15 protein-coding genes, 1 tRNA gene and 1 riboswitch are annotated in these 12,492 nt (G+C 66.9%); of the genes, 7 read left to right on the forward strand and 9 right to left on the reverse strand.

Features of this window, described 5'->3' with window-relative positions; translation table 11 throughout:
• Positions 1-52 precede the first annotated feature (52 nt).
• Entirely contained in the window at positions 53-1,858 is a 1,806-nt protein-coding gene (locus tag DK368_RS09460) for a PHA/PHB synthase family protein (protein ID WP_114393689.1), read from the forward strand.
• A gap of 72 nt (positions 1,859-1,930) precedes the next feature.
• Here the strand turns inward: DK368_RS09460 and DK368_RS09465 are convergent, their stop codons facing one another.
• From DK368_RS09465 to DK368_RS09475, 3 genes are read right to left on the reverse strand one after another with little or no spacing between them, the layout of a single operon-like run.
• Positions 1,931-2,476 carry a gamma carbonic anhydrase family protein gene (locus DK368_RS09465; protein WP_420818896.1) on the reverse strand — a complete coding sequence of 182 codons (546 nt, stop codon included), beginning with the start codon at positions 2,474-2,476 and terminating at the stop codon, positions 1,931-1,933.
• Between the two features lie 29 nt (positions 2,477-2,505).
• Complete coding sequence (argC, locus tag DK368_RS09470) at positions 2,506-3,573, reverse strand: N-acetyl-gamma-glutamyl-phosphate reductase (protein WP_114393690.1); 1,068 nt, start codon at positions 3,571-3,573, stop codon at positions 2,506-2,508.
• Between the two features lie 46 nt (positions 3,574-3,619).
• Positions 3,620-4,084, reverse strand: a complete 465-nt coding sequence (locus tag DK368_RS09475) for a GNAT family N-acetyltransferase (RefSeq protein ID WP_114393691.1) — start codon at positions 4,082-4,084, stop codon at positions 3,620-3,622.
• A 143-nt stretch (positions 4,085-4,227) separates the two neighbouring features.
• Between DK368_RS09475 and DK368_RS09480 the strand changes: the two genes are divergently transcribed.
• Positions 4,228-5,454 carry an MFS transporter gene (locus DK368_RS09480; RefSeq protein ID WP_240002418.1) on the forward strand — a complete coding sequence of 409 codons (1,227 nt, stop codon included), beginning with the start codon at positions 4,228-4,230 and terminating at the stop codon, positions 5,452-5,454.
• 122 nt (positions 5,455-5,576) lie between these two features.
• Here DK368_RS09480 and rpsI read toward each other — a convergent pair whose 3' ends face one another.
• Complete coding sequence (rpsI, locus tag DK368_RS09485) at positions 5,577-6,065, reverse strand: 30S ribosomal protein S9 (protein ID WP_114393692.1); 489 nt, start codon at positions 6,063-6,065, stop codon at positions 5,577-5,579.
• A 4-nt stretch (positions 6,066-6,069) separates the two neighbouring features.
• Complete coding sequence (gene rplM / locus DK368_RS09490) at positions 6,070-6,531, reverse strand: 50S ribosomal protein L13 (RefSeq protein ID WP_114393693.1); 462 nt, start codon at positions 6,529-6,531, stop codon at positions 6,070-6,072.
• 356 nt (positions 6,532-6,887) lie between these two features.
• Between rplM and DK368_RS09495 the strand changes: the two genes are divergently transcribed.
• Positions 6,888-7,148, forward strand: a complete 261-nt coding sequence (locus DK368_RS09495) for a hypothetical protein (RefSeq protein WP_114393760.1) — start codon at positions 6,888-6,890, stop codon at positions 7,146-7,148.
• An 82-nt stretch (positions 7,149-7,230) separates the two neighbouring features.
• Here the strand turns inward: DK368_RS09495 and DK368_RS09500 are convergent, their stop codons facing one another.
• Positions 7,231-7,674 (reverse strand): PaaI family thioesterase, encoded by a 444-nt coding sequence (locus tag DK368_RS09500; protein WP_114393694.1) that lies wholly within the window; start codon positions 7,672-7,674, stop codon positions 7,231-7,233.
• A 202-nt stretch (positions 7,675-7,876) separates the two neighbouring features.
• Here DK368_RS09500 and DK368_RS09505 point away from each other — a divergent pair, with 202 nt between their 5' ends.
• Together DK368_RS09505 and DK368_RS09510 are read left to right on the forward strand one after the other, a co-directional pair.
• Complete coding sequence (locus tag DK368_RS09505) at positions 7,877-8,716, forward strand: enoyl-CoA hydratase (RefSeq protein WP_114393695.1); 840 nt, start codon at positions 7,877-7,879, stop codon at positions 8,714-8,716.
• A 78-nt stretch (positions 8,717-8,794) separates the two neighbouring features.
• Positions 8,795-10,084 (forward strand): O-acetylhomoserine aminocarboxypropyltransferase, encoded by a 1,290-nt coding sequence (locus DK368_RS09510; RefSeq protein ID WP_114393696.1) that lies wholly within the window; start codon positions 8,795-8,797, stop codon positions 10,082-10,084.
• 49 nt (positions 10,085-10,133) lie between these two features.
• Here the strand turns inward: DK368_RS09510 and DK368_RS09515 are convergent, their stop codons facing one another.
• From DK368_RS09515 to cutA, 3 genes are all read right to left on the reverse strand, one after another.
• Positions 10,134-10,703, reverse strand: a complete 570-nt coding sequence (locus DK368_RS09515) for a manganese efflux pump MntP (protein WP_114393697.1) — start codon at positions 10,701-10,703, stop codon at positions 10,134-10,136.
• Positions 10,704-10,773: 70 nt separating this feature from the next.
• Positions 10,774-10,915, reverse strand: a riboswitch (yybP-ykoY riboswitch).
• A 61-nt stretch (positions 10,916-10,976) separates the two neighbouring features.
• Positions 10,977-11,462 (reverse strand): response regulator, encoded by a 486-nt coding sequence (locus DK368_RS09520; protein WP_114393698.1) that lies wholly within the window; start codon positions 11,460-11,462, stop codon positions 10,977-10,979.
• 117 nt (positions 11,463-11,579) lie between these two features.
• Positions 11,580-11,909 carry a divalent-cation tolerance protein CutA gene (cutA, locus tag DK368_RS09525; RefSeq protein ID WP_114393699.1) on the reverse strand — a complete coding sequence of 110 codons (330 nt, stop codon included), beginning with the start codon at positions 11,907-11,909 and terminating at the stop codon, positions 11,580-11,582.
• A gap of 133 nt (positions 11,910-12,042) precedes the next feature.
• On the opposite strand from cutA, the gene DK368_RS09530 reads away from it, so the two are divergent.
• Together DK368_RS09530 and DK368_RS09535 are read left to right on the forward strand one after the other, a co-directional pair.
• A complete protein-coding gene (locus DK368_RS09530; protein ID WP_114393700.1) occupies positions 12,043-12,297 on the forward strand; it encodes a hypothetical protein in 255 nt (84 codons plus the stop codon).
• 113 nt (positions 12,298-12,410) lie between these two features.
• A tRNA-Pro gene (locus tag DK368_RS09535) sits at positions 12,411-12,487 on the forward strand.
• Positions 12,488-12,492: the final 5 nt, after the last annotated feature.

The raw sequence follows: 12,492 nt of genomic DNA on the forward strand, positions 1-12,492 counted from the left end.
AGGGCGCCCGACCAGAGCCCACCACGCACTGCGAAGGGATGGAAAGAAGACCATGGCAGACGCGCAAGGCCCCGAGATCAAGCTGCCGGACCCGGTTGAACTGTCCCGCGCCATGGCGCGGATCGCCGAACAGAGCCAGAAGCTGGTGTCGGATTTCCTGGCCCGGCAGGCCGAATCGGCAGCCAGCCCCGGCTCGCCCGACCCGGCCAACATCGGCTCGGCCTTCCTGGAAATGACAGCCCGGATGATGGCCGACCCCGCCAAGCTGATGCAGGCGCAGCTGAGCCTGTGGCAGGATTACATGACGCTGTGGCAACGGACCACGGCCCGGCTGATGGGCCAGGACGCCGAACCGGTGATCCGGCCGACCAAGGAGGACCGGCGCTTTAAGGACAGCGCCTGGGACGAGAACGCCCTGTTCGATTACATCAAACAGTCCTATCTGCTGACGGCCCGCTGGCTTCAATCCACGGTCCATGGCGTTGACGGGCTGGACGCCCACACCGCCCGCAAGGTCGATTTCTATACCCGCCAGTTCGTCGATGCGATGGCGCCCTCGAACTTCGCCATGACCAACCCCGAGGTGCTGCGCACCACGCTGGAGACCGGGGGCGAAAATCTGGTCAAGGGGCTGGAGAATCTGCTGGGCGACCTGGAGCGGGGCAAGGGTCAGCTGGCCATCTCCATGACCGACTACAAGAAGTTCGAGGTCGGCAAGAACATCGCCGTGACGCCGGGCAAGGTGGTGTTCCAGAACGCTATGATGCAGCTGATCCAGTATGCGCCCACCACGGAGCAGCAGTTCCGCCGGCCGCTTTTGATCGTCCCGCCCTGGATCAACAAGTTCTACATCCTGGACCTGCGTCCGCAGAACAGCCTGGTGAAATGGCTGACCGACCAGGGGCACACGGTTTTCGTGATCTCCTGGGTCAATCCGGACGAGTCCCTGGCCGAGAAGACCTGGGACGATTACATGACCGAGGGGCCGCTGGCCGCATTCGATGCCATCGAACAGGCCACGGGCGAGCGGGAGCTGAATGTCATCGGCTACTGCATCGGCGGCACGCTGCTGTCCAGCACCCTGGCCTATCTCTCGGCCACGACGGGCACAGAGCGCATCAAGAGCGCCATGTATCTGGTCACCCTGGTCGATTTCCAGGAGCCGGGCGAGCTGTCCGTCTTCATCGACGAGGAACAGCTGCGCATGCTGGAGGAGAAGATGGCCCAGGAGGGCTATCTCAACGGCCAGACCATGTCCGTCACCTTCAACATGCTGCGGGCCAATGACCTGATCTGGTCGTTCGTGGTCAACAATTACCTGCTGGGCAAGGACCCCTTCCCCTTCGACCTGCTGTACTGGAACTCCGACACCACACGGATGCCCAGGGCCATGCACAGCTTCTATCTGCGCAACATGTACCAGAAGAATCTGCTGGTGCAGCCGGGCGGCATCAGCATCAAGGGGGTGCCAATCGACCTGCGCAAGATCGAGGTCCCGACCTTCATGCTGTCCACGCGCGAGGACCATATCGCCCCGTGGAAATCGACTTATGCCGCGACCCAGCTTTACAGCGGCCCGGTGAAGTTCGTGCTGGCCGCCTCCGGCCACATCGCCGGCGTCGTCAATCCGCCGTCGGCCGAGAAATACAGCCACTTCCTGAATCCGAAGTGCCCCAAGGACCCGGAACAGTGGCTGACCGGCTCCAAGCAGGTGCCGGGCAGCTGGTGGCCGGACTATGCCAAGTGGGTGGCGAAATATGCCGGCGGCAAGGTGCCGGCGCGCGTGCCCGGAACCGGCGGCCTCCCCGCCATCGAGGAGGCGCCCGGCAGCTACGTCAAGGTGCGCTCCACCGACTGAGGGCGGGCAGCGGCGCGGAGAGGCTCCGCGCCGCTGCCTGTGCTTTCAGGGCATCCGGCAGCAGGACGTCCGTCAGCCCGGCATGTCGAGATACTGGCGGGCCAGGGAGGCGTAATGCGGCCCGGCCTTGGTCAGGTTGAGCTTTTCCTCATCGGTCAGGGGGCGGATGAAGCGGGCGGGGCTGCCGCCCCACAATTCGCCCGCCTTCACCCGCTTGCCCGGTGTCACCAGCGCCCCGGCCGCCACCATGGCGCCGGCCTCCACCACCACGCCGTCCATGACACAGGCCTTCATACCGATGAAGGCCCCATCCTCGATCACGCAGCCATGCAGCAGGGCCAGATGCCCGACCAGCACATTGTCGCCGATATAGGTGCCGAACTTGCCGGTGGTGCAGTGGACGACACTGCCATCCTGGATGTTGGTGCCCTTGCCGATGCGGATCTCATGCACGTCGCCACGCACGGTGACGTTGAACCACAGGCTGGACCCGGCCCCGATCTCCACATCGCCGATGATGACCGCATTGGCGAGGAAGGCCGAGGGATCGATGGTCGGCCGCTTGCCGCCGAAGGGCAGGATCAGCGGCGCCATGGTCGGGCGTTGCTCGGTGCTCATGCTCGGCGTCCTTTCCCGGTCGTGCCGGCTTACGGGAACTGCGGCACCACATCCAGCCCCAGCGTCTCCGCGAAGCCGCACTGGATGTTCATGTTCTGAATGGCCTGACCCGAGGCGCCCTTGACGAGATTGTCGATGGCCGACAGCAGGATGGCGCGGCCGGGCAGGCGGTCGGCGAACACATTCATCAGGCAGAAGTTGGCGCCGCGGATATGCCGGGTCTGCGGGGCCTGCCCCATCGGCAGCACGCGCACGAACGGCTCGTCGGCATAGCGGGCGGCCAGGGTCTCGCGCAGATCGGCGGCCGTGGTGCCCCGCTTCAGCCGGACATAGATCGACGACAGGATGCCGCGGGCCATGGGCATGAGGTGCGGGGTGAAATTGACCAGCACCGGCCGGCCGGCGGCCTGGCTCAGCCCCTGCTCGATCTCCGGTGCATGGCGGTGGGTGGCGATGCCATAGGCGTGGATGCCCTCGGCCACCTCGCCATAGAGGTTGGCCTGCTTGGCGTCGCGGCCGGCGCCGGAGACACCCGACTTGGCATCGATGATGATGTCGTCCGCCTCGATCAGACCGTCGCGCAGCAGCGGGATCAGCGGCAGCTGGCTGCTGGTGGGATAGCAGCCGGGATTGGCCACCAGACGCGCCTCGCGGATGGCGGCGCGGTTGATCTCGCACAGGCCGTACACTGCCTCCTGCTGCAGCGCCGGCGCCTTGTGCTCATGCCCATACCACTGGGCATAGCTCTCCACATCGGCCAGACGGAAATCTGCGGACAGGTCGCAGATCTTCAGCGTCGGCGGCAGGCCGGCGATGACCTCCTGCGTGGTGCCGTGCGGCAGGGCGCAGAAGACGAAGTCGATGCCGCTCCAATCCACCTCGGCGATCTTCACCAGGTCCGGCAGATCGTAGGGGGCCAGATGCGGGAAAACCTCGGCCAGGGGGCGGCCCGCCTGACGCTCACCCGTCAGGGCCGCGATCTCAACGCGCGGATGGCGCAGCAGCAGCCGCACCAGATCGGCCCCGGTGTAACCGGAGGCGCCGAGAATGGCGACGCGGAGGGGGGCGGAATCGGCGGTCGCGGATTGGGCCGTCATCGTCAGGGTCCTTGCAGCAGTCTCACCGGCCGTCAGCCGGGGCGGATTACAGATACAGCTTGAAACCGGTATGTGACGCTTCAAATCCCAAACGCTGGTAAAACCTGTGCGCATCACTGCGGCTGTTGCTGCTGCTCAGCTGCACCAGCCCGCAGCCGCGGGCCCGGGCCATGTCCAGGCAGGACTGGATCAGCGCCTGCCCCAACCCCTGGCCGCGCAGGTCGGAGGCGACCCGAACCGACTCCACGGTGCAGCGGCGCAATCCCTGCTGCGCCAATTGGCGGCTGTAGGTCAGCGTGGCCATGCCGACGACGCGCCCTGCCAGATCCAGCACCAGCATTTCCGTGTTCGGGTCCAGCTGCATCTCATCCCAGGCGACCTCATAGGGGGTCAGATCGTCGGTCTGTTCCCGTCCGCGTCCCAGCACATCGTCCTGCAACAGGGCCACCAGGGCCGGAAGATCCTGGATCTGGGCGATCCGGACCGTGACCTCATCCACCAGCGCTGCCATTCCTTGCGGTTCCCCATCCTCGATGTCCTGTCAGCTTCATGACGGGCCGGAGGGCGGAACGCAATGCTGATCTGCGCCGGCAGGGTGGTGCGACGGCCCGCCGCCGCCCGCCATAGTCGCAGCACCGTCACCAACCGCGTGCGATGATGCCCGACGCCCCGACCGCGCCCCTGCCCCAGAGCCCCTTCGCCTATCTGCCCTTCCGCCTGTTCTGGATCGCCCGCATCTGCTCGATCCTGGCATTGCAGATCCAGATCGTCGCCACCGGCTGGCGCATCTACGACGTCAGCGGCAGCGCCATGGCGCTGGGCTTCGTCGGACTGGCCGAGTTCCTGCCGGCCATCGCCCTGATCCTGGTCACCGGTCATGTGGCCGACCGCTTCGACCGCCGCTTCGTCATCGTGGCCTGTCAGGCCACGGAGGTGGCCGCCATGGCCTTGCTGGGGCTGGCGCTGACCGGCGACGATCATTCGCTGCTGCTGGCCTATGCCGCCGTGGTGCTGCTGGGCACCGGCCGCGCCTTCGAGATGCCGGCATCCTCGGCCCTGGTGCCCAATCTGGTGCCGACGGCGGTGTTCCCCCGCGCCGTGGCCGTCAATTCCTCGGCCTGGCAGGCCACCAGCATCATCGGCCCGGCCGTGGGCGGCCTGCTGTACGGCTTCCTCGGCAATATCGTCTTCGCCATCAGCGCCGGGCTGTTCGCCCTGGCCGGCCTGCTGATCCTGTCGATCCGCATCACGCCGCGGGTGATCCCGCGCCAGCCCGTCTCCCTGGGCACGCTGCTGGCCGGCATCGCCTTCATCCGGCGCAAGCCCATCGTGCTGGGCGCCATCTCGCTGGACCTGTTCGCCGTGCTGCTGGGTGGAGCCACGGCCTTGCTGCCGGTGCTGGCCAAGGAGCAGTTCCATGCCGGGGCGGAACTGGTCGGCATGCTGCGGGCGGCACCCGGTGTCGGCGCCCTGACCACCGGCATCATCCTGTCGATCCGGCCGCTGCGGCAACGGGTGGGGCCGATCCTTTATGTCTGCGTCGCCCTGTTCGGCCTGGGCACCATCGTCTTCGGCCTGACCAGCTCGGTGCTGGTGGCCTGCGTCAGCCTGGTGGTGATGGGCGCGGCCGACATGGTCAGCGTCTATGTGCGCCAGACCCTGGTGCAGCTGGAAACGCCCGACGAGATGCGCGGCCGGGTCAGCGCCGTCAACGGCGTCTTCATCGGCGCGTCCAACCAGCTGGGTGAGTTCGAATCCGGGGTCACCGCCGCCTGGCTGGGCGCCAGCCCGGCCGTGGTGCTGGGCGGCATCGGCACATTGGTGGTGGTGGTGCTGTGGGCCCGGCTGTTTCCGCAGCTGCTGCGCGCCGACCGGCTCTGACCAGCCAGGGCGGCTGGGTCCCGACTTTGGGGAGCCCGACCGCCTCCCTCGTTCCGGCCAAGCAAAAGGGGCGCCCCCTGCGGGACGCCCCTTCGCCGATAGCCGGAGTACTCCGGAACCGCTTAGCGCTTCGAGAACTGGAAGCTGCGGCGGGCCTTGGCCTTACCGTACTTCTTACGCTCGACGACGCGCGGATCGCGGGTCAGCAGGCCGGCGGCCTTCAGCGGCGGGCGCAGGCCCGGCTCGTAGTAGGTCAGGGCCTTGCTGATGCCGTGGCGCAGCGCGCCGGCCTGGCCGGACAGGCCACCACCGGACACGGTGCAGACCACGTCGAACTGCTCGCGGCGGTTCGTGATCAGGAACGGCTGATCGATCATCATCCGCAGCACGGGGCGGGCGAAGTAAACCGCCAGCTCACGGCCGTTGACGGTGATCTTGCCGGTGCCCGGCTTGATCCAGACGCGGGCGACCGCGTCCTTGCGCTTGCCGGTGGCATAGGCGCGGCCCAGGGAGTCGATCTTCGGCTCGGCCGGAGCGTCCACGGCAGCGGCGGCGGCCGGGGTGGTGCCCGCCTGCTTCAGGTCGGCGAGGCTGGTGAGAGTCGTGGCCATGGGATCAGACTCGCTTGTTCTTCGGGTTCAGAGCGGCGACGTCCAGCACCTCCGGCTGCTGAGCCTCGTGCGGATGCGCTGGGCCGGCATAGACGCGCAGATTGCCCATCTGCTTGCGACCAAGCGGACCACGCGGAACCATGCGCTCCACCGCCTTCATGATGACGCGCTCGGGATACTTGCCGTCGAGGATCTGACCGGCGGAACGGCCCTTGATGCCGCCCGGGAAACCCGTATGCCAGTAGAAGATCGAGTCCTGGCGCTTGTTGCCGGTCAGCTTGACCTTCTCGGCGTTGATCACGACGACATTGTCACCGCAATCCAGGAACGGGGTATAGGTGGGCTTGTGCTTGCCGCGCAGACGCATGGCGATCTGGCTGGCAAGGCGCCCGAGGACGAGGCCTTCGGCATCGATCAGAACCCACTTCTTCTCGATGTCGCTCGGCTTCAGATTGAATGTCTTCATCGGAGCACTCGGCTGAAACAAATGAAGGCGCCGCCCCTATCGGGACGACACCGAAGCGGAGGGCTTTCTAGGGGTAAGCGAGGGGCATCGTCAAGGGGAAAAGACGCTTGTCCGCCAAAGCACTATCAAACGGTATCATGATACCACGACCTCAATCCCTTTGATATCATTAGAGAAATTTGAACATCCCGAGACCGCTCCCTGCATCGGTCATCCGCCGGCCGGCGCAATCAGCCCTCCGCGCATGCGGGGCATGTGATCCGCACACCTACCTCCAGCGGCCTGCCCACCGGCGGAACAAGGTCGCCGGATGCGCTGTTGCCTTTGCAGGCTCGAAACTGATGCGGAGAATGACCATGCGTCGCCATGCGACCCTATCGGCCTGCGGTGCCGTTGCCGCATTGCTGCTGCTGTCGGCCTGCGGCAACACGGCGGAGGAACGGACGGCCACCGGCGCGCTGGCCGGCGGCGGCGCCGGTGCGATCCTCGGAGGGGACCTGGGCAGCACGGCCCTTGGCGCCGCCGTGGGCGCCGGCGCCGGCTACGCCTATGACCGTTACCAGGACGACCGCGACGATGATCGCCGGGACCGTCGGGATCGGGACCGACGTGATTGAGCGGCGCTGCTGACCGCAAGCACCGGAAGGCCGGACAGGGCCGCCGCGGGAAGGCGGCCCTGATCGTTTAAGGTCGTGGCGTTCATTCCGCCCGGCCGCCGGGGAGGGCATAGGAACCGGTGGCATGGGCGACTGGTTCATCCTCCTCCTCGGAATAGAGGGTGACTTCGCCATAGGCCAGTTTGCGCCCCAGGCGGATGATGCGCGCCTCCCCGATCATCGGCCGCGGTGCCGGCTTGCGCAGGAAGTTGATGGTCATGCTGCTGGTCACCGCCAGGGGAACCGGCCCGATCATGCTCAGCACCGCGCCATAGAGCGCCAGATCGGCCAGGGCGAACATGCTGGGTCCGGACAGGGTGCCGCCGGCCCGCACCATGTCATCGCTGGGCGGCACCCGCATGCGGCAAAGACCATAATCCATGGTGTCGATGCTGAAGCCGGACCGGCGCACCACCGGCATCCCTTCATCCAGCAGCCGTTCGAACCCCTCCACCGTCAAGGCCGGCTTCTGCTTGCCATGGGTCATGCCCTGCCCTCCCCTGCTTTGTTGTGGTTGGCGCCGAGTATAGCAAACAGCCCTTGCCGGCCCAGGCCCATATTCAACATACTGAAGATGCTGTTTTTCATTTTTGACGACAAAAATACGTTGAACTTGAGTGCGGATTGTCGTCTGCTCCCAGGCATTGTTAGATGCGGCGTGTTGAGGCTGTTCAACGGGAGGAATGCCGATGACCGCTGTGCCGGGTTCCGCCTGCGCGGGCTCCGCCCCGTCAGGCTCCGCTGTCGCCGATGCCCCGGCGCTGGTCCTGCGCCACGACGCGAATGGCGTGACCACGCTGACGCTGAACCGGCCCGCTGCCCGCAATGCCCTGTCCCGGGCCATGATGAGCGCCTTGCACCAGCAGTTGAACGCGGTGGCCGCCGACCCGTCGGTGCGGGTGGTGGTGCTGGCGGCCGCGGGGCCGGTATTCTGTGCCGGCCACGACCTCAAGGAGATGCGGGCCGCCCCCGATCAGGCCGCCCACCTCGCCACCTTCCGCCAGTGCGCCCGGCTGATGACCAGCCTGGTGCGGTTGCGCCAACCGGTCATCGCCAAGGTCCAGGGCACGGCGACGGCGGCCGGCTGCCAGCTTGTGGCCAGCTGCGATCTGGCCATCGCGGCCGAGCAGGCGCAGTTCGCCACACCGGGGGTCAATATCGGCCTGTTCTGTTCCACCCCCATGGTGGCCCTGAGCCGGGCCGTCCCGGCCAAGGCGGCCATGGAGATGCTGCTGACAGGGGAGCCGATCGGTGCAGCGGAAGCCGTGCGGATCGGGCTGGTGAACCGGGCCGTGCCGGCCGCGGCGCTCGACGGGACGGTGGCGGATCTGGCCGCGTGCATCGCCGCCAAATCCACGCGCGTCCTGGCCCTGGGCAAGGAGAGCTTCCATCGCCAGCGGGAGATGGATCTGGGCACGGCCTATGCCTACACGGCCGAGGTGATGGCCCTCAATATGGGGCTGGCGGATGCGGCGGAAGGGATCGACGCCTTCCTCGGCAAGCGGCCGCCGGTCTGGCCGCAGGACTGAGTCCATCCGAACAATCGGGAACAACCGGGCCGGCCCGAACGGGATCGGCCATGATCGCAGGGAAGAAAGACGCAGATCATGACAGAAGAAACCCAGGGCTTCGAGACGCGGGCCATCCATGCCGGGACGGCCCCGGACCCCACGACCGGCGCCCGCGCCACCCCGATCTACCAGACCACCAGCTTCGTCTTCGACGATGTGGAGGATGCCGCGGCCCTGTTCAGCCTGCAGAAGGTGGGTTTCATCTACAGCCGGCTGACCAACCCCACTGTCTCCGCGCTGGAGGCCAAGCTGGCCGATCTGGAGGGCGGCGTCGGCGCCACCTGCACGGCCTCGGGCCATTCCGCCCAGATGCTGGCCCTGTTCCCGCTGATGCAGCCGGGCGACGAGGTCGTGGCCGCCCGCAAGCTCTATGGCGGCACGCTGAACCAGTTCGCCAACAGCTTCCCGCGCGCCTTCGGCTGGAAGGTGATCTTCGTCGATGGCGACGATCCCGAGAATTTCCGCAAGGCCATCACGCCGCGCACCAAGGCCCTGTTCATCGAGAGTCTGGCCAATCCCGGCGGTGTGGTCAGCGATATCCGCGCCATTGCCGACGTGGCCGATGCCGCCGGCATTCCCCTGATCGTCGACAACACCATGGCCACGCCCTATCTGTGCCGGCCCATCGAGCATGGAGCGACGCTGGTGGTGCATTCGACCACCAAGTTCCTGGCCGGCCACGGCAATTCCGTCGGCGGCGTGGTCATCGACAGCGGCCGCTTCGACTGGAAGGCCAGCGGCAAGTTCCCGGCCCTGACCGAGCCGGAGCCCGGCTATCACGGCATGGTCTTCACCGACGCCTTCGGACCGCTGGCCTTTACCATCCATGGCCACGCCATCGGGCTGCGCGATCTGGGACCGTCCATGGCGCCGCTCAACGCCTTCCTGACCATCACCGGCGTGGAGACGCTGGCCCTGCGCATGGAGCGCCATTGCGCCAACGCCAAGGCCGTGGCCGAATTCCTGACAGGTCATCCCGCCGTGGCCTGGGTCAACTATGCCGGCCTGCCGGACAGCCCCTATCACGCCCTGGCCGGCCGTTACCTGCCCAAGGGGGCCGGTGCCGTCTTCACCTTCGGCGTCAAGGGCGGTCATGAGGCCGGCGTCCGGCTGGTGCAGTCGGTGAAGCTGTTCAGCCATCTGGCCAATATCGGCGACACCCGTTCGCTGATCATCCATCCGGCCAGCACCACCCATAGCCAGCTGACACCGGAAGGGCTGGCGGCTGCCGGCGCCTCGCCGGATGTCATCCGCCTGTCGGTGGGACTGGAGAGCATCGGCGACATCATCGCCGACCTCGATCGGGCGCTGGGCAGCGTCGGCTGACCGGCGGCAGTCCGGCCGCGGGAGGCGCAGTCCCGCGGCCGGCCTCCGGTCAAAGCCCCAGCGTGTGCTGGACCAGGATCTTTATTCCCAGAAGGACAAGGCCGACCCCGCCAGCCCCCACGGCCCAGCGTCCGAACAGCGGACCGACAAGGCGGCCGAGATAGACGCCGATCACACTCAGCGCGAAGGTCACCAGACCGATGACCAGGGCGCTGCACACCACGGGCGTGTCGAACAGGCCAAGGGAAATCCCGGCCGCCATGGCATCGATGCTGGTGGCGACGCCCGCAGCGAACAGGGCCGCCAGGGCCAGTTCGCTGCGGCCCTCCTGCTCCTCCGGCAGGGGACCGCGCGCCGCCTCCAGCACCATACGGCCGCCGATGACCCCCAGCAGCACAAAGGCGATCCAATGATCCACGGCCTCGATGAGGCCGGCGAAGGCGGCACCCAGAGCGAAGCCCAGCAGAGGCATCACGGCCTGGAACAGGCCGAATACGGCCCCGACGGTCAGGGCTTTGCGCAGACAGGGGCGGGCAAGACCCGCGCCCTTGCCCAGGGCAGCGGCAAAAGAGTCCATGGCCAGCCCGAAGGCCAGGGCAACAGTAGCGGTGGCACTCATGGTCAAGATCCAGCAGCCGGACGGAGATGTGACGTCCCGGTCCCCTTCCGGCAACGGAGGGCGGGTCGTCATCAGTCTCGCCAAGCGCACCGCCCCCGGATCAGAAGGCGGAGGCTGCCGCCCGTGCCATGGCCGCCCAGGTCGGTCCAAGTGTGTTGACACGGGCCCCGCCCACGCAAACGGACGGTCGGCTACTCCCCAATGAGGTGCGGGCCGCTGTTTAAGGCCGAAGCCGGCACCGGTCAAGGCGGAAAGCGGCAGAACTGATTCAGATCAGCCGAAGGCGCCGCCCGTGTTGCCCTGCAGAATCGTGGTCGCCTGGGACAGCATGCGTTCCACCTGCTGCACCGTATAAGGCTTGGGCAGCAGGCCAAGGCTGTCGCAGGTTTGGACCCGCGCCTGGGTTCCTGGGTCGCTATAGGCGGTCAGCAGCATGGACGGGATGCCCAGATCCTGCCGGATTCGACTGGCCGCGGCGATGCCGTCCAACGCCCCGGCCAGCCGGATATCCATCAGCACCAGATCGGGACGGTGCAGCCTGGCCGCGGCCACAGCCCCCTCCCCTGTGGATTCAACGGCACAGACATCATAGCCCAGGTCAGCCACCAGCAGTTCCAGATGCAGGGCGGTGATGGCCTCGTCCTCGACGATCAGCACCCGCAAGGGGCGGCCTCCATTCCGGTCTGCGCTGTGGCTCGCCTCGCCTGTCCCGGTCTGGGGCTGCTGCCCCCGCTCCGCTCCGGTTCCGGCCTGGTCCATCGTCGCCGTCTCCCGCCCGTCACCACACTGCTGTTCCGCCTGGTCATCGCCAGTGGGAACAGCAGAATAAAACGGCAGGACCCCGCCGCGCGTTCCCGGGGAATGAGGCCGCAGCCCCTATGCGGCCGCCGGCCGGCTCCCCCGCCTTAGCCAGGAGAGGTAGTCCGGATCGCCCGCCCCGACCGGCAGCATCAGAATGCAGGGCACGTCATAACTGTGCAGCGCACGCACACGCATGGCCAGATCCACGTATCGGTCGGACATGGTCTTGGCGATGAGGATGGTTTCCTCGGCCTCTTGCACCGCATCGTCCCAGCGGTAGATGGAATGCATGCTGGGAATCACATTGGCACAGGCGGCCAAACGCTCCTCCACCAGCGCCCTGCCGATCCGCGTGGCCTCGTCCACAGATCCTGCGGTGATATAGACAAGGACGAAGTCGGCCATGGGGGGTCTCCGGCGGCGGGACAGGGCGGGAATTCCGCATCGCATCAAGGTAGCGTAGCATCGGGAGCCACGGCGCAGGTATCGTCCCGTTTCGCGGGTCGACCACAGCGGTTAATCGGCAAAGGGAAAAGCCATGGCCAAACCCACTGCGGCGCAACTGGACTGGCTCTGCCGTGGGCTGGACCAGCCCGGCGGCAAGCTTCCCCTGTTCGATCCCCAGGGCCGCCGTGTGGCCCCCGCGCTGGTCCGGCGCTGCCTTGACGCGGGCTGGGCCGAGCCCTGGTTCGCCAATCCGACCAAGCCGGATTGGCTGGTTTGCCGCCTGACCGCGGCAGGGCGGGGGCTGGCCGAGGCCGCAAACTCAGAATTTCCCATTGAAAATCAATAAGTTAAATCCAGGAACGCCGGTTTGTGATTTTTTCTGTTCTCCGGCGTTGCATCGCCGGACCGGCATGGCTATAGTCCGCGCCCGAGCCGCCCAGTGCGGTTCGCACGAGAGGTCGGAGCGTAGCGCAGCCTGGTAGCGCATCAGACTGGGGGTCTGGGGGTCGCTGGTTCGAATCCAGTCGCTCCGACCAACTCT

Source organism: Oleisolibacter albus (genome assembly GCF_003336875.1).
Taxonomy (GTDB): Bacteria; Pseudomonadota; Alphaproteobacteria; order Azospirillales; family Azospirillaceae; genus Niveispirillum; species Niveispirillum album.